This is a genomic window from Aliishimia ponticola, assembly GCF_004803475.1.
Taxonomy (GTDB): domain Bacteria; phylum Pseudomonadota; class Alphaproteobacteria; order Rhodobacterales; family Rhodobacteraceae; genus Aliishimia; species Aliishimia ponticola.
Map to the genome: position 1 here is coordinate 146,459 of NZ_SRKY01000002.1, position 15,816 is coordinate 162,274.

16 protein-coding genes are annotated in these 15,816 nt (G+C 61.7%); 13 read left to right on the forward strand and 3 right to left on the reverse strand.

Features of this window, described 5'->3' with window-relative positions:
• Positions 1 to 142: 142 nt before the first annotated feature.
• Both E4Z66_RS07065 and E4Z66_RS07070 read right to left on the reverse strand, forming a co-directional pair.
• Positions 143 to 619: a MaoC family dehydratase gene (locus E4Z66_RS07065; protein WP_136462304.1), complete on the reverse strand. Its 477-nt coding sequence runs from the start codon at positions 617 to 619 to the stop codon at positions 143 to 145.
• Positions 616 to 1,620, reverse strand: a complete 1,005-nt coding sequence (locus E4Z66_RS07070; RefSeq protein WP_136462305.1) for an NADP-dependent oxidoreductase — start codon at positions 1,618 to 1,620, stop codon at positions 616 to 618. The genes E4Z66_RS07065 and E4Z66_RS07070 overlap by 4 nt, the downstream gene beginning before the upstream one ends.
• Before the next feature lie 42 nt (positions 1,621 to 1,662).
• On the opposite strand from E4Z66_RS07070, the gene E4Z66_RS07075 reads away from it, so the two are divergent.
• On the forward strand, positions 1,663 to 2,325 hold the full coding sequence (locus tag E4Z66_RS07075) for a histidine phosphatase family protein (protein ID WP_136462306.1): 663 nt from the start codon (positions 1,663 to 1,665) through the stop codon (positions 2,323 to 2,325).
• On the opposite strand, the gene E4Z66_RS07080 is transcribed toward E4Z66_RS07075, so the two are convergent.
• On the reverse strand, positions 2,322 to 3,314 hold the full coding sequence (locus E4Z66_RS07080; RefSeq protein ID WP_136462307.1) for an NADPH:quinone oxidoreductase family protein: 993 nt from the start codon (positions 3,312 to 3,314) through the stop codon (positions 2,322 to 2,324). The genes E4Z66_RS07075 and E4Z66_RS07080 overlap by 4 nt on opposite strands.
• A gap of 151 nt (positions 3,315 to 3,465) precedes the next feature.
• Between E4Z66_RS07080 and E4Z66_RS07085 the strand changes: the two genes are divergently transcribed.
• The 12 genes from E4Z66_RS07085 to E4Z66_RS07140 all read left to right on the forward strand — a co-directional run bounded on the left by E4Z66_RS07085 (position 3,466) and on the right by E4Z66_RS07140 (position 15,772).
• A complete protein-coding gene (locus tag E4Z66_RS07085; protein WP_136462308.1) occupies positions 3,466 to 4,614 on the forward strand; it encodes an acyl-CoA dehydrogenase family protein in 1,149 nt (382 codons plus the stop codon).
• Positions 4,611 to 5,726: an acyl-CoA dehydrogenase family protein gene (locus E4Z66_RS07090; protein WP_211097124.1), complete on the forward strand. Its 1,116-nt coding sequence runs from the start codon at positions 4,611 to 4,613 to the stop codon at positions 5,724 to 5,726. The genes E4Z66_RS07085 and E4Z66_RS07090 overlap by 4 nt, the downstream gene beginning before the upstream one ends.
• A gap of 14 nt (positions 5,727 to 5,740) precedes the next feature.
• Positions 5,741 to 6,565 carry an SDR family NAD(P)-dependent oxidoreductase gene (locus tag E4Z66_RS07095; RefSeq protein ID WP_136462309.1) on the forward strand — a complete coding sequence of 275 codons (825 nt, stop codon included), beginning with the start codon at positions 5,741 to 5,743 and terminating at the stop codon, positions 6,563 to 6,565.
• Positions 6,566 to 6,568: 3 nt separating this feature from the next.
• A complete protein-coding gene (locus E4Z66_RS07100; RefSeq protein ID WP_136462310.1) occupies positions 6,569 to 7,489 on the forward strand; it encodes an SDR family NAD(P)-dependent oxidoreductase in 921 nt (306 codons plus the stop codon).
• A gap of 30 nt (positions 7,490 to 7,519) precedes the next feature.
• Entirely contained in the window at positions 7,520 to 8,716 is a 1,197-nt protein-coding gene (locus E4Z66_RS07105) for an acetyl-CoA C-acyltransferase (protein WP_136462311.1), read from the forward strand.
• Positions 8,717 to 9,361 (forward strand): histidine phosphatase family protein, encoded by a 645-nt coding sequence (locus E4Z66_RS07110; RefSeq protein ID WP_136462312.1) that lies wholly within the window; start codon positions 8,717 to 8,719, stop codon positions 9,359 to 9,361.
• A gap of 150 nt (positions 9,362 to 9,511) precedes the next feature.
• A complete protein-coding gene (locus E4Z66_RS07115; RefSeq protein ID WP_136462313.1) occupies positions 9,512 to 10,537 on the forward strand; it encodes a phosphotransferase family protein in 1,026 nt (341 codons plus the stop codon).
• Between the two features lie 126 nt (positions 10,538 to 10,663).
• Positions 10,664 to 11,908, forward strand: a complete 1,245-nt coding sequence (locus E4Z66_RS07120; RefSeq protein WP_136462314.1) for a branched-chain amino acid ABC transporter substrate-binding protein — start codon at positions 10,664 to 10,666, stop codon at positions 11,906 to 11,908.
• Positions 11,909 to 12,061: 153 nt separating this feature from the next.
• Positions 12,062 to 13,018 (forward strand): branched-chain amino acid ABC transporter permease, encoded by a 957-nt coding sequence (locus E4Z66_RS07125; RefSeq protein ID WP_136462315.1) that lies wholly within the window; start codon positions 12,062 to 12,064, stop codon positions 13,016 to 13,018.
• Complete coding sequence (locus tag E4Z66_RS07130; RefSeq protein ID WP_136462316.1) at positions 13,015 to 14,313, forward strand: branched-chain amino acid ABC transporter permease; 1,299 nt, start codon at positions 13,015 to 13,017, stop codon at positions 14,311 to 14,313. Before E4Z66_RS07125 ends, E4Z66_RS07130 begins: the two co-directional genes overlap by 4 nt.
• Complete coding sequence (locus tag E4Z66_RS07135) at positions 14,310 to 15,071, forward strand: ABC transporter ATP-binding protein (RefSeq protein ID WP_136462317.1); 762 nt, start codon at positions 14,310 to 14,312, stop codon at positions 15,069 to 15,071. Before E4Z66_RS07130 ends, E4Z66_RS07135 begins: the two co-directional genes overlap by 4 nt.
• Entirely contained in the window at positions 15,071 to 15,772 is a 702-nt protein-coding gene (locus E4Z66_RS07140; RefSeq protein WP_136462318.1) for an ABC transporter ATP-binding protein, read from the forward strand. The genes E4Z66_RS07135 and E4Z66_RS07140 overlap by 1 nt, the downstream gene beginning before the upstream one ends.
• The last annotated feature ends 44 nt before the right edge of the window (positions 15,773 to 15,816 follow it).

Consider the following 15,816-nt stretch of genomic DNA (forward strand, 5'->3'; position numbering starts at 1 on the left):
AACCACGTTGCGACAGCGGTCACGCTTGCGACCCCCTTGTCGGATTGCCGATGTGGTCTGTCGTCATGTGTCGCGCGCCCCGCTCAATGCCGGTTGGTCCGGCCAGAGGCAAGTTAGGGGCGCGCGCGCAGGTTCTCAAGCGTCAGGCGTCTTTGGCAAAGACCGACAGGCCCAACCAATCGGCCACCAGCGCGGGTGTATCCGAACCTTCGATCTCTACGGTCAACTGGGTCTCGCGCAGCAGGTCGGTGTCATTGCGCTGTGTCACGGCCGACATGGTAAAGCGCCCCCGCACGCGGACACCGGCCTTGACCGGGTTCAGGAACCGCAGCTTGTTGAAGCCGTAGTTGATCCCCATCACCTGCCCCGGTGCCATGTCGAAACAGTCATAGGCAAACCGCGATGCCAGGCTTAGGGTCAGGAACCCATGGGCGATCGTGCCACCGAAGGGCGTCTCCTTGGCGGCGCGCTCCGGGTCCACGTGAATCCACTGATCATCATGGGTGTTTTCGGCGAATTGGTCGATCATCGCCTGATCGACCGTGATCCAGTTGGAGACGCCGACCTCTTGGCCGATCTGCGCCTCCATCGCGGCCTTGGCGTCTGCGATCGCGCTCATGCCGGGTCCGCCCCGACACGCACCATGCGCTTGCCTTTGTTGTCGCCCGCCAGCAGGCCGATCAGCGCTTTGGGCGCGTTTTCCAGCCCCTCGACCACGTCCTCTTCGACTTTGATCGCGCCGCTTTCGACCCAAGCCTGCAAGGCGCGGGTGGCTTTTTCGTCGTCGCGGGCGAAATCCATCACGATAAAGCCTTCCATGCGCAGGCGTTTCATCACCACTGCGCCGGGCAGGTTGCGCGGGCCGCTTGGGTTCGTCGTGTTGTACTGGCTGATCGCGCCGCAGCAGGCAACGCGGCCACGTTCGTTCATCAGCGCCAGCACCGCTTCCAGCACGTCGCCGCCGACATTGTCGAAATAGACATCAACGCCATTGGGACATTCGGAGCGCAGCGCCTTGAACAGGCCCGCTTCGCGGTAATCGACACAGGCATCGAAGCCCAGGTGATCGACAACCCATTTGCATTTCTCCGGGCCGCCCGCGATCCCGACGACCCGGCAGCCAAGCGCCTTGCCGATCTGCCCGACATAGCCGCCCACGGAACCGGCGGCGGCAGAGACGACGATGGTTTCACCCGCCAGCGGCTGACCCACTTGGATCAGCCCGTGGAAGGCGGTCTTGCCGGCAATGCCAAAGACGGACAACAGGTTTTCCAGACGTGGCACGCGGGGCATCTTCTGGCATTTATGGGCGGGCATGGTGATGTAGTCGGCCCATTCGCCTTCGCAGGCGACAAGATCACCTTCCTTCAGGCGCGGCGAGTTGGATTTCATCACTTCGCTGATGGAATAGGTCGGCATCACATCGCCGGCTTTCACGGCTGCGCGGTAGCTGGCGCCCTGCATCCATGCCCGGTTTGCCGCATCGATGGACATCAGCACCGTGCGCAGCAGCACCTCACCGTCGCCGGGTTCCGGCATTGGCGCGTCTTGTAGCTTGTAGTGGCTTTCGGTTAGCTCACCCTGGGGCAGTTCTGCCACGATGATCTGGCGGTTCGACATGAGATATGCTCCTTATCTGTAACACTGAATTGGGGGACACCGATGGGTCAGGAATACCGGCAACCGGTCTATGCACCGCCCGCGGGGGCGGCGGATCTTCTTCTTGTGCGTCATGGCGAAAGCGAACCGGCGCGTCCGGGTCAGTCTTTCGCGATGAAGGACGGGCATGGCGACCCGGCGCTGCATCCGCAGGGGGAACGCCAGGCTGAACGTGTGGGCGAGCGTCTGCGCCATGCGCCGATCCGGGCCATTTACGTGACCAAGCTGCGCCGCACGCATCAGACCGCCGCGCCGCTGGCCGGGCATCTGGGGCTTGTGCCGGTCGAAGACCCTGACCTGCACGAAGTCCATCTGGGCGATTGGGATGGCGGGCTCTACCGCATCAAGGCGGCAGAGCGCGACCCGGCCTATCAGCGCGCGATAGAGCGGCAGGACTGGGGCGAGATCCCCAATGCCGAGCGGCGCGAAGCCTTTTTCGAGCGTGTCCGGCGCGGGATCATGCGCGTGGCCGAGGCCCATTCCGACCAGCAAGTTGCGGTTGTGGTCCATGGCGGCGTGATCGCTGCCGCCCTGGCGATTGCCACCGGGTCCGAACCCTTTGCCTTTCACGGCGCGGCCAATGGCTCCATCAGCCGCATCGTCGTGCAGGACGGTCGGATGAATGTCCGTGGTTTCAACGATATCAGCCATCTGGACGGGCTTTAATCGACGGTGACGACGATCTTGCCCAGAACTTTGCGGTCCGCAATGTGGTGGAGCGCCTCCGCCGCCTTTTCCATCGGATAGGACGCGGTCACGCGCGGCTTGATCTTGCCTTCCGCATGCATCCGGAACAGCGAGGCCAGATTGGCCTTGTGCCCCTTCGGGTCCATGCGCGTCGCCGCGCCCCAGAACACGCCGACGATCTGGCAGGATTTCAGCAGTGTGAGGTTCAGCGGAATGCTCGGAATCCCGGCGGGGAAGCCGACGACCAGGAACCGGCCATTCCACGCCATGGCGCGGATCACCGGTTCTGCATAGGCACCGCCGACCGCATCATAGGCCACGTCGATTCCCTTGGGCGCGAGTTCCTTGATCTTGTTCGAGAACTCCTTCTGCGCCGCGCGGTCCATGTCGCGCGGGTAGATGATTGTTTCATCCGCGCCGATCTCGCGGCAGAATTGCGCCTTGTCTTCCGACGACACGGCGGCGATCACCCGCGCGCCCATGGCTTTGCCAAGCTCCACCGCGGCAGAGCCGACACCGCCCGCCGCGCCCAGCACAAGTAACGTTTGGCCTTCGTCCAGATAGCCGCGATCCTTCACCGCATAGAACGACGTGCCATAGGTGAAGATGAAGCAGGCGGCTTCATCGAAGGGCATCGTGTCGGGAATCGGGATGCAGATCTCGGCGGGCACGCATAGATGCGTGACGAAGCCGCCAAAGCCCGGCGTCGCGATCACGCGGTCGCCTTCGGAAAGGGTATCGACCCCTTCGCCGACGGCCTCGACCACGCCCGCGATTTCACCGCCGGGCGCGAAGGGCCGTGGCGGTTTGATCTGATACAAATCCTGAATAATCAGCGTATCGGGGAAGTTTACCCCTGCCGCCTTTACCGCGATGCGGACCTCGCCCTTCTTCGGCTCCGGCATGGGCATCTGCGTCCATTCCAGCGTATCGGGTCCGCCGGGGGCGGTGCTGAGCATTGCTTTCATCTGATCCTCCCATGATCCCCCGCAGCGTGGTCTCGTGACGTAACGAAACGGGGTGACGTTTTACAATCTTTGGGTGATCCTGCCTGTGACTGTGTGCCGCTGTAAACCCGGATCGGGTGGAACGTGGCGGCACTTTCAAGGGAGGAAATCGATGACGGAGGCGCTTGACGCGTTCCGCGCTGAGGTGCGCGATTGGCTTGAGGCCAATTGCCCCGAAGAGATGCGCGATGGTGGGAGCGGTGAGGAAAACATCTGCTGGGGCGGCAAGCGCTGGCAGTTCCAATCCGAGGCGCAGAAAGTCTGGCTGGAGCGGATGGCCGCCAAGGGCTGGACTGTGCCGACATGGCCCAAGGACTATGGTGGCGGTGGTCTAAGCCGTGACGAGGACAAGATTTTGCAATCGGAAATGCGCCGCATCAAGGCGCGCAGCCCGTTGCAAAGCTTTGGCATCTGGATGCTTGGCCCCGCCTTGCTGCATTTCGGCACCCATGAACAAAAAGCGCATTACCTGCCGCCCATCGCGCGCGGCGAGGTGCGCTGGTGTCAGGGCTATTCCGAACCGGGCGCTGGGTCCGATCTGGCTTCTGTCCAGTCGCGGGCAGAACCGCGGGGCGATCACTTCGTGGTCAACGGCCAAAAGGTCTGGACCTCCTACGCGGACAAGGCCGACTGGATTTTCGCCCTGCTGCGCACCGACAAGGACGCGCCCAAGCACAAGGGCATCAGCTTTGTTCTGATCGATATGTCGAGCGAGGGCGTCTCCACCCGCCCGATCCGGCTGATCTCGGGCAGTTCGCCGTTCTGCGAGACCTTCTTCGATGATGTGAAGGTGCCGCGCGAACAGGTTGTCGGTGAAGAGAACCGTGGCTGGGACGTGGCCAAGTACCTGCTGACGCATGAGCGCGAGATGATCTCTGGCGGCGGTGGCGGTCTGCTGGGTGGGCGCGGCGTTGGCGCGATGCTGGACGGGGCCGATGATCCCGTGCTGCGCGCCGGTGCCATGACCTGCGAGATCGACGCGCTGGCTATGGGGCTGACGCTGGAACGCTACAAGGACATGGCCAAGACCGGCAGTGTCGGCGACGCGTCTGCCATGCTGAAATACTACGGGACGGAGCTGAACAAGCGCCGGAACGAGGTGATGATGCTGGCCGGTGGGTCGGATGCGCTGGAATGGGACGGCGCACACGGAAGCCTTCCGGCGGATTGGCTGCGGTCAAAGGCCAATTCGATCGAGGGCGGCACGTCCGAGGTCATGTTGTCCATCATTTCCCGCCGCGTATTGGGGCTGCCTGCATGACAAGTTTGTTGAAAACAGAAGACGAAACCATGCTGGCCGATTCCGCTCGCGGGTTTCTGGACGATGCCGCGCCGGTCAGCCATCTGCGCGGGCTGCGCGATGCTGGCAAGGTGCATGATCCTGCCCTTTGGGCGCAGATGGCCGAGATGGGCTGGACCGGTGTTCTGGTGCCGGAAGAGGCGGGCGGGGCCGATATGGGCCATGCCGCAGCAGGAATTCTTGCCGGAGAGATGGGCAAAACGCTTGTCTGCTCTCCCTTCATCGGCACGGCAGTAATCGCGGCGACCGCGCTGCGACAGGTCGCCAATGACCGGGCGAGCGCCGCGCTGCGTGGCATCGCGGAAGGCAAGACGATCTATGCGCTGGCCGTGGACGAAGGGCCGAAGCATGACCCGGATGCCGCGCAGATGGAGGCCGTGGCCGATGGCAACGGGTTCCGGATTTCCGGGGCCAAGACCTTTGTCTGCGACGGGATGAGCGCCGACCGCGTTCTGGTTCTGGCACGCACCGGCGAGGGGCTGACGCTGTTCGATCTGCCAACGGATCGGGATGGGATCACCCGCAGCGCGATGAGCCTGGTCGATAGCCGCGACGCGGCGCGGATCACCTTTGACGCGGTGGCGGCCACGGGCGATGACGTGTTGGGGCAGGTCGATGATGCGATGACTGTCCTGCGTCCCGCGCTGGAAGCCGGTCAGGCCGCGCTTGCCGCTGAAATGGGCGGTGTCGCGGCGGGGGCTTTTGCGATGACGGTCGAGTATCTGAAGGAACGCAAGCAGTTCGGCGTGCCGATTGGCATGTTTCAGGCCTTGCAGCACCGCGCCGCGCATCTGTGGTGCGAGACCGAAGTGACCGCCTCTGCCATCGCGCATGCGGGCCGGAAGCTGGATGAAGATCCGGCGCAGGCCACGCTTGCCGTTTCGTTGGCCAAGGCACGGGCGACGCAGACGGTGACGCTGGCGGTGCAGGAAGGCGTTCAGATGCATGGCGGCATCGGCATGACCGATGCATTCGATATGGGATTTTACATGAAACGCGCGCGGGTCGCCGCCGAATGGCTTGGGGATTACGGCTATCATGCCGCGATTGTCGCCCGCTTGCGCGAAATCTGATGGGAGAGATGACAATGACACCGGAACACCTGTTTTCCTTGAAGGGCAAGGTCGCCCTTGTCACCGGCGGCGCCACGGGGATTGGCCGCATGGCCGCCGAGGGGCTGATGCAGGCGGGCGCGCATGTGCTGATCGCGTCGCGCAAGAAAGGCGCATGTGCCGCGGTTGCGGAAGAATTGAATGCGCTGGGCACGCCCGGATCTGCCGAAGGGTTCGAGGGCGATGTCGGCTCTGAGGAGGGTGTCGACGCCTTGGCGGCAGAGGTCGAGAAGCGCACCGACAAGCTGCATATCCTGATGAACAATGCGGGCATCAGCTGGGGCGCGCCGATGGGGCAGTTTCCCTTCGATGCGTGGGGCAAGGTCATGGGCGTCAATAACGCGGGCCTGTTCCATCTGACGCAAAAGCTGTTGCCGCTTTTGATCAAGACCGCCACGCCCGAAGACCCGACGCGCGTGGTCAATGTCGGCTCTGTCATGGGGGATGCGCCGCTGGGCGACGGGGCCTATTCCTATGCTGCGTCCAAGGCGGCGGTACACCAGATCACGCGGATCATGGCCAAGGAACTGGCCGGGCATCACGTCACCGTCAATGCGCTGGCCCCGGGGCCGTTTGTGTCGCGCATGACCGCCTTTGCCACAGCGGATGAACAAACCCGTGAAAAGGTCGGAGAAGACGTGCCGCTGGGCCGCGTTGGCAGCCCCGAGGATATCGCAGGCTGCATGCAGTTCCTGTGCGGGCGCGGCGGTGCCTATCTGACGGGCGCGATCCTGCCGGTGTCGGGGGGAATTCAGGTCATGAGCGGGCCGAACCTGTTCCGCGCCGCGCTGGAGGGCTGACCGATGAGCATTCGTTTCGACGATCGGGTTGCCATCGTAACCGGCGCGGGGGTTGGCCTTGGCCGCTGTCACGCGCTGGCCTTGGCCGAACGCGGGGCCAAGGTTGTGGTCAATGATCTGGGGGTTGCCACGGATGGCAGCCTTACCGGGTCGGACGCCGCGCAAAATGTCGTGGCCGAAATCGAAGCTGCGGGCGGCGCGGCAATGGCCCATGGTGCGGATGTGTCCGACGCCGCTCAGGCGCAGGATATGGTCGCCAAGACGATGGATCGCTGGGGTCGGATCGACATTTTGGTCAACAATGCCGGTATCTTGCGCGACAAGACCTTTGCCAAGATGTCCCTGGACGATTTCCGCAAGGTTGTGGATGTGCACCTGATGGGGACGGCCAATTGCTGTCACGCCGTCTGGCCGCATATGCGCGAGGCCAAGTATGGCCGCATCGTGCTGACCTCGTCCGGGTCGGGGCTGTATGGCAATTTCGGTCAGTCCAATTATGGCGCGGCGAAAGCGGCGATGATGGGGTTGATGAACGTGCTGCATATCGAAGGGGCGCGTGATGATATTCGCGTGAACACTCTGGCCCCGACGGCCGCCACGCGCATGACCGAAGACCTGATGCCGGAAGAGGCGTTGGCACTGCTCAAGCCTGAAACGATCACGCCCGGCGTTCTGTATCTGGTAAGCGAAAATGGCCCGTCCCGCACGATCCTGAGTGCCGGTGCAGGCTGCTTTGCGCAAACCCGTGTCTATGAGACCGAAGGCGTGCGCATCGATGGCGAGGTCACGCCCGAAGCCGTCGCCGCACAATGGGACCAGATCACCGATCCAGACGGGCAGGAGGAGTTGCAAGACGCCTTCGGCCAAACCCGAAAGTATGCCCGCAAGGCAGCCACGGCCGAAGGCATCAAGCTCGGCTGGTGACACAGATTTTCAGAAGGAAGGACTATCCACATGCGTGACGCAGTTATCGTCTCCACCGCGCGGACACCGATTGGCAAGGCCTATCGCGGTTCGCTCAATGCCACGACGCCTCAGGCGCTGGCCGCCCATGCGATCGAGCACGCTGTGAAGCGCGCGGGGATCGATGGTGGCGAGGTCCAGGACGTGCTTCTCGGCTCTGCGCTTCAGCAGGGGTATCAGGGCGGCAACATCGCGCGTCAGGCCGCCATTCGCGCCGGCTTGCCGGTGACGGTCGCAGGCATGTCGATGGATCGCCAATGTGCCTCTGGCATGATGGCGATTGCAACTGCAGCCAAGCAGGTCGTCCATGACGGTATGGATGTGGCCATCGGCGGGGGTGTCGAAAGTATCTCGCTTGTGCAGACGCCGGATATGCGGGTGAACGCAGATTCCTGGCTTAGGGAAACCAAGCCTGAGATCTACATGAGCATGCTGGAAACGGCGGAAACCGTGGCGGAACGCTATGGCATCAGCCGCGAGTCGCAGGATGAATACGCCGCGCAAAGCCAGGACCGGACCCATGCGGCGCAAGAAGCGGGCCGCCTGGATGACGAGATCGCGCCGATCACGACCATCATGAAGATGCAGAACCGCGAGACCAAGGAAATCACCGAACATGAGGTGACGCTGGCCAAGGATGAGGGCAACCGCCCCGGTACGTCCGCGGAGTCGCTGGGCGGGCTGCAGCCGGTCTTCAAGGACGGTATCCACATCAAGGAAGGCAAGTTCATCACTGCTGGCAACGCCTCGCAATTGTCCGACGGTGCCTCTGCCGCCGTGGTGATGGAAGCTGGTCTGGCCGAAAAGAAAGGCCTGCAGCCGCTGGGTCGTTATGTGGGCGTCATGGCCGCAGGGTGCGAGCCGGACGAGATGGGCATCGGGCCGATCTATGCGGTGCCAAAGCTGCTTGAAGCGCATGGGCTGAAGATGGACGACATCGGCCTGTGGGAACTGAACGAAGCCTTCGCGGTTCAGGTGATGTATTGCCGCGACAAGCTGGGCATCCCGGACGAGCTGTTGAACGTGAATGGCGGCGCGATTTCCATCGGCCACCCCTATGGCATGTCCGGGGCGCGGATGGTCGGCACGGCGCTGATCGAAGGCAAACGGCGTGGCGCGAAATACGTGGTCTGCACCATGTGTGTCGGCGGCGGCATGGGGGCTGCTGGCCTCTTTGAAGTGCTCTGAATGGCCGAACTTGTTATCGTCCGGCATGGGCAGGCGGCCTTCGGCTCAGACAATTATGACCGTCTGAGCGATCTGGGACGTCGCCAAGCCCGTGCGGTCGCGGCGCATCTGCGGCGTACGGGCTGGGTGCCTGACCGGATGGTGACCGGAACCCTTGACCGGCAGGTGGAGACACTGGCCGAGATGGGGTTCGACGGCACCACCGAACGGCACGCGGGCTTTAACGAGTATGACTTTCACGACTTGCTCAACACGCGGTTCGGGGGGCAGGCCCCCGAGCCGGTCATGCAGGACCGCAAGACCCATTTCCGAACCCTGCGCGATACGATCCTTGAATGGCAGCAGGACCATATCGCCGGGGCGGCGGAAAGCTGGGGCGAATTCCGCGGGCGGGTGGCGGATGCCCTTGGCTTTGCCACCGATACCGACGCGCGCCGCGTTCTGGTTGTGTCGTCTGGCGGTGTGATCGGCCAGATCGTCGCCAGCACGCTTGGCGCGCCGGACCCGATGATGATGGAGCTGAACCTTCAGGTGAAGAACAGTTCCTTACACCGTTTTATCTTTTCGCGCGGGCGTATGATGCTGGCCGAGTTCAACGCGACACCGCATTTTGATGCGGCGCCGGACCTGTTGAGCTACAGTTGACCGGATGACGCCCCGCCCCGCAGCGCCTCCCGCTTTGCCGCTTTTGGCGGTTGGGGGACGTGCCGAGACCAATTTGATGAGCTGCAAGGCCGGGCCCGCAAAACCGCAGGGCGGGGCCGCACATAGCACGTACCGACTGGGAGGACACTCATGGACACGCAAACGCTCGATACCGGCGCGGTGGCCGCGTATCTGAAAGACAAGCTTCCGGGGTTTGATGGTCCGATTGAGGCGATCAAATTCCAGACCGGTCAATCCAACCCGACCTTCCTGCTGAAAACCGGCGCGGGCAACTATGTGCTGCGCCGCAAGCCGCCGGGGCAGCTTTTGAAATCCGCGCATCAGGTCGACCGGGAATTTCGGGTGCAGGCCGCGCTTTGGGACACGGATGTGCCGGTCGCGAAGATGCATATTCTGTGCGAGGACGACGATGTGATCGGGTCCATGTTCTACATCATGGACCACGTGGACGGGCGCAATTTCAACGAACCGACGATGAAGGACGAAACGCCGCAAACGCGCGCCGGTGTCATCGACGACATGAACCGCGCGCTGGCCGCGCTGCACGAGGTCGATCTCGAAGCGACGGGCCTGTCCGATTACGGACCGCAAGGCAACTACCTTGAGCGGCAACTCGGGCGCTGGACAAAGCAGTACCGCGCATCCGAAACGGTCGATATCCCGGCGATGAACAGCCTGATCGCAGAGCTTGGCGAACAGCTTCCCGAAGATGACGGACAGCGCACGCTGGTGCATGGCGATTACCGGATCGACAACATGATCTTTGCGTCCGAAGGGACGAAGTGCCTTGCCATTCTGGATTGGGAGCTTTCGACCATCGGGCATCCGTTTGCGGATCTGGCGCAGGTCATCATGCAGTGGCAATTGCCGGCAGGCGCCGAAGGGCGCGGCTTGGCGGGGATTGACCGTAAGGCGATGGGCTTGCCGTCGGATGCGGAATTCGTCGCCAAATATTGCGAGCGACGCGGGCTTGCGGATGTCGCGGACCTGAATGTGTTCGTGGCGTTTTCGTTCTTCCGGATGGCGGGGATCTGCCAGGGCGTTCTCAAGCGCGGGCTGGACGGAAATGCCTCCAACCCGGAGCGCGCATTGAAGCTGGGCGCCTATGTTCCGCTGTTCGCGGAAAGCGGGCTGCGTTTCCTGCGCGGGTCTTGACGCTACGTCACGTTTATCGGCGCAAAGGTTGACTTATTACGCCGATATGCAACCCTTCAAGTTGACCCGACGTGAGGAGAATGGCCGCAAAAGGCCGTGTCGGGCACTTGTCTAGGGAGGACAACAATGAAAAAATCACTCAAGCTCGGCCTTGGCGCCGCGCTGGCGGTAGCTTTGTCAGCTGCTTCCGGTTTCGCCGAAAACGTCAAAATTGCCTTTATCGACCCGCTGTCGGGGCCCTTCGCCAGCACCGGGACAAATGGTCTGCACCAATATGAGTTCGCAGCCGATTACATGGTCAATCAAAACGGGGGCGTATTGGACGGGCGCAACTTTGAGATCGTGGCGTTCGACAACAAGATCAGCCCCAAGGAGTCACTGATCCAGCTTCAGGTCGCGATTGACCAAGGCATCCGCTATATCGCGCAGGGGAACTCTTCGGGCGTGGCAAACGCGCTGACCGATGCGATCGACAAGCATAATCGCCGCAACCCGGATAGCCGCGTTCTGTTCCTGAACTATGCGGCGGTCGATCCGGCGCTGACCAATGACAAATGCAACTTCTGGCACTTCCGGTTTGACGCGAATGCGGACATCAAGATGGACGCGCTGACCGATGTGATTGTCGCCAATGAAGACATCAAGAAGGTCTATATCATCGGTCAGGACTATTCCTTTGGTAAGGCGGTCGCCGCAGCGGCCACCAAGTTCCTTGGTGAGAAGCGGCCCGATATCGAAATCGTCGGGAACGAGTTGCACCCGATTGGCAAGGTGAAGGACTTCACCCCCTATAGCCGCAAGATCAACGCTTCGGGTGCGGACGCGGTCATTACCGGGAACTGGGGTGCAGACATGCTGGGCCTTGGCAAATCGGTGATCGAAAACGGCTTTGAGGGCCCGATCTACACCTACTACGCGGCGGGTTCCGGTATCACGGCGGCCTTCGGGGACACCGGCAAGGGGCGCATTCGCCTGATCTCGCAAGGGGGGATCAATCCGATTGCATCCGAAGAAGCGCGTGCGGCCTATAACGCGTTCAAGGAAAAGTACCCGGAAGGCAATATCGACCAGAGCCGTATCTTCAACGTGATCGGTATGCTGGCGCAAGCCATCGAAGGGGCGGGCACAGCGGACGATGTCGTCGAAGTGGCCAAGCAGCTTGAAGGCATGGAATACGAGAGCATGTGGGGCGGCAAGGTCTTCATGCGCCCGCAGGATCACCAGTTGATCCAGGACATGAATGTGGGCGTCCATACCGACGAGAACATCGAGTTCGATTACGATACGTCCGGCTACGGTATCCTGACCGAGTCGACGATCGAAATGGCGTCGATGGATAGCGCAACAACCTGCAAGATGCGCCGGCCGTAACTGGCACATGGCCTGCCCTGCTTATGGGGCAGGCCGTTCGATACGCCGGGCTGGCCCAAAACGCAGCAGGCCGGTCGTACCCAGTTCAACTGAATAAATGATGTCCCCTGCGCGACCGCGCGGCGCGGCCACATTTCCCGACCGGAGGGATCGATGGATCTTATTCTCGTCAACCTGATCGATGGGCTTGTGACAGGACTTTTGCTGTTCATGCTGTCGGCCGGGCTTACCTTGATTTTCTCGATGATGGGTGTGCTCAACTTCGCCCATGCCAGCTTCTACATGCTTGGCGCCTACTTCGCTTATCAGATCAGCATCTATCTGGGCTTCTGGATGGGGCTCTTGATCGCGCCGCTGGTCGTGGGCGTATTGGGCGCGGGGGTCGAACGATACGGTTTGCGACGTGTGCACCAATATGGCCACGTACCGGAGCTGATCTTTACTTTCGGACTGGCGTTGCTGATCGAAGAACTGGTGCAATTCATCTGGGGCAAGAATGCGATGCCCTATGAAGCGCCTGAAAGCCTGCAATTCACCGCCTTTTCCATCGCGGGAAATTCGATCCCGGCCTTCAAGGTCTTCATGATCTTTACCTCGGTCCTGATCTTTATCGGTCTGCTTTATGTGCTGACGCGCACGCGGGTCGGCATGATCATTCAGGCCGCGCTAAGCTATCCGCGCACGGTCGAGGCGCTGGGCCATAACGTTCCGCTGATCTTCATGGGCGTTTTCGGCGTCGGGACCGCGCTGGCGGGTGTCGCCGGGGTGATCGCCGGGCCGGTTCTGTCCACCTTTCCGGGGATGGCCTTCGTGCTTGGCTCCATCGTCTTCGTGACCATCGTGATCGGCGGGCTTGGCTCTTTGTGGGGGGCACTGGTGGCTTCACTGCTGATCGGATGGATCACGACCTTCGCCAAAGCCTACAACCTGCGGATGGAAGACCTGCTGACCACGCTGGGCTTCACCAAGCCGGAGCCGATCTGGGACAGCGCGTGGCGTGATCTTTGGACGCTGACCTCGCCTCAGATCGCCGACATCCTGCCGTATATCCTGATGGTTCTGATCCTTATTTTCCGCCCCTATGGGCTGTTTGGGAAGCGTGACGCATGACTGAAGATTTCGCCACAGACCCGACCAAACCCGCGCAGCGTCTGCGCGCCGGTAGCCTGACGATACCGTTGATCCCATGGCTCATCGCCGGGGCGCTGGTCATCGTGATGCCGCTGTTCTTTCAGGCCAATTCCGCCATCACCATCATGAACCAAATGGCGATCACGATCATCTTCGCGCTCGCCTATAACATGCTGCTGGGGCAGGGCGGGATGCTAAGCTTCGGTCACGCGGTTTATATGGGCGTGGGCGGTTTCGCGACCGTTCACATCATGAACATGTCCGACTTTTTTGCCATGCTCCCGCTGCCGGTGATGCCGATCTTCGGCGGGCTGGTCGGCATGGTGCTGGCCATGATCGTCGGCAGTTTTTCGACCCGCAGCGCCGGCACGGTCTTTGCCATGATCTCGCTTGGGGTGGGGGAGTTGATCGCGGCTTGCTCTGTCATCATCGTCGTATTCTTCGGCGGGGAAGAGGGGATTTCCGGCGACCGGACCTATGGGCTGCCCTTCTTCGGCATCGAATTCCTGCAACAGATCGAGGTGTATTACCTGATTGCCTTCTGGCTGATGGTGTCTGCCGCGTTGATGTACCTGTTCTCGCGCACGCCGGTGGGACGGATGGCCAATGCAGTGCGCGACAATCCGGAACGGGCAGAGTTTCTTGGGTATTCCGCACGCTGGGTGCGCTTCTACAGCTTTGTCGCATCCGGGTTCTTTGCCGGGATCGCGGGGGCGCTTTTCGCGATCAACTATGAGATCCTGACCGAAGAAAACCTCAACCTCACCACGTCCGGGCTGATCCTGCTGGTGACCTTCCTGGGCGGTGCAGGCTTCTTTTTCGGGCCGGTTCTTGGTGCGATTGTCTTCACGCTGGTGCAGACCGTTCTCAGCCTCGAAACCGAGCTTTGGGGCTTTTACGCGGGCATCCTGTTCGTAGCGACGGTGATGTATTTCCCCGGCGGCCTTGCGGGGCTGATCATGATGCATGTGCCCGCGCTGCGGCTTGGCAAGGCGGGGCGCCTGATCGTGCCCTATCTCAAGACGCTGATTCCGGGGCTCTTCACCGTGCTTGGTGCGTCTGCCCTGATCGAGATGATCTTTCACTATCGTCATGCGGCCGTGGGCGACGACGAGATGACGCTGTTCTGGACCAGTTTCGACAGCCATTCCGCCCTGCCGTGGATCGTCGCGATTGCGGTTACGGTTGTCGGCTTCTGGCTGACCAAGAAGACGGCGCCGGACATGGCCGCCGCATGGCATGACGCCAATAGCCCCGATGGAGGTGCAGCATGAGCGTTCCGGCATTGCAGCTAGACGGGCTGCGCAAGAGCTTCGGCAAAACAGAGATCATCCGAGGCGTCGATCTCTCCATCGGCAAGGGCGAACGCCATGCGATCATCGGGCCGAACGGGGCGGGCAAGTCCACCCTGTTCAATCTGATCACGGGCCGGTTCCCGAAAAGTTCCGGCTCTATCCGGTTGCACGGGCATGACCTTGAGGGGATGGCCCCGTTCGAGATCAATCGCCGGGGCCTGTCGCGATCGTTCCAGATCACCAACATCTTTCCGCGCATGACGGTGTTCGAAAACGTGCGCTGTTCGCTGCTATGGAGCCAGGGATACAAGTATTCGTTCTGGAACATGGTCAGCCGCCAACGGGCACTGACCGAAGGGGCGGAAGCGATCTTGGAGCAGATCAACCTGACTGCACGGCGCGATCTGCCTGCCGGGGTCTTGTCTTATGCCGAACAGCGCGCGCTTGAGATCGGCATCACCATCGCTGGCGGTGCGGATGTCATCATGCTGGACGAGCCGACTGCGGGGATGAGCCATTCTGAAACCGACTATATCGTCGATCTGATCCGCAAGGTGACAGAGAACAAGACGCTGATCATGGTGGAACATGACATGGGCGTGGTGTTCGGCCTTGCCGACCGGATCAGCGTGCTGGTCTATGGCGAAATCATCGCAACGGACACACCGGAATTGGTGCGCGGCAATGCCCGCGTGCAAGAGGCCTATCTTGGCGCGGCGCTGGAGGCGGAACACTAATGCTGGAAATCGAGAATCTGCACGCCTATTACGGCAAGTCCCACATCCTTCAGGGCGTGAACATGTCCATCGGCGAGGGCGAGATCGTTGCCCTTTTGGGGCGTAACGGCGTTGGCCGGTCCACCACCTGCAAGGCGGTGATGGGCGAGGTCGAACCCTTTGGATCGGTCAAATTTCGCGGGCAGGAGATCGCCGGAAAGAAGGCCTATGAGGTTGCCAATCTGGGGATCGGATATGTGCCGGAAAACCGCGACATCTTTCCGGGTCTGACGACCCGCCAGAACCTTGTGCTGGGGTTGAAGCCCGGTCAGAAGGACGGTGCGGGGCGCTGGGCGATGCAGGACATGTTCAACATGTTCGAAAACCTCGGGCGGCGCGCCGATGTGGAGGCATCGGTTCTGTCCGGCGGTGAACAGCAGATGTTGACCATGTGCCGGACGCTGATGGGCGACCCTGATTTCGTGATGATCGACGAGCCGACCGAAGGGCTGTCACCGCAAATGGTCCAGCGCGTGGCGGACCTGCTGCAAGAGATCGCCAAGCGGGGCATCGCGACATTGCTGGTGGAACAGAAGCTGGCCATCGCGCTTGATATCGCGGACCGCGTCTATGTGATGGGGCATGGTCATGTGGTGTTCGAAGGCACGCCTGCGGAACTCAAAGAGCGGGACGATATCCGCAAGGAGTGGCTGGAGGTGTAACCGACCTGCTGTGCCGGGGCGCGTCACGCGGCCTTGGGCTTTGT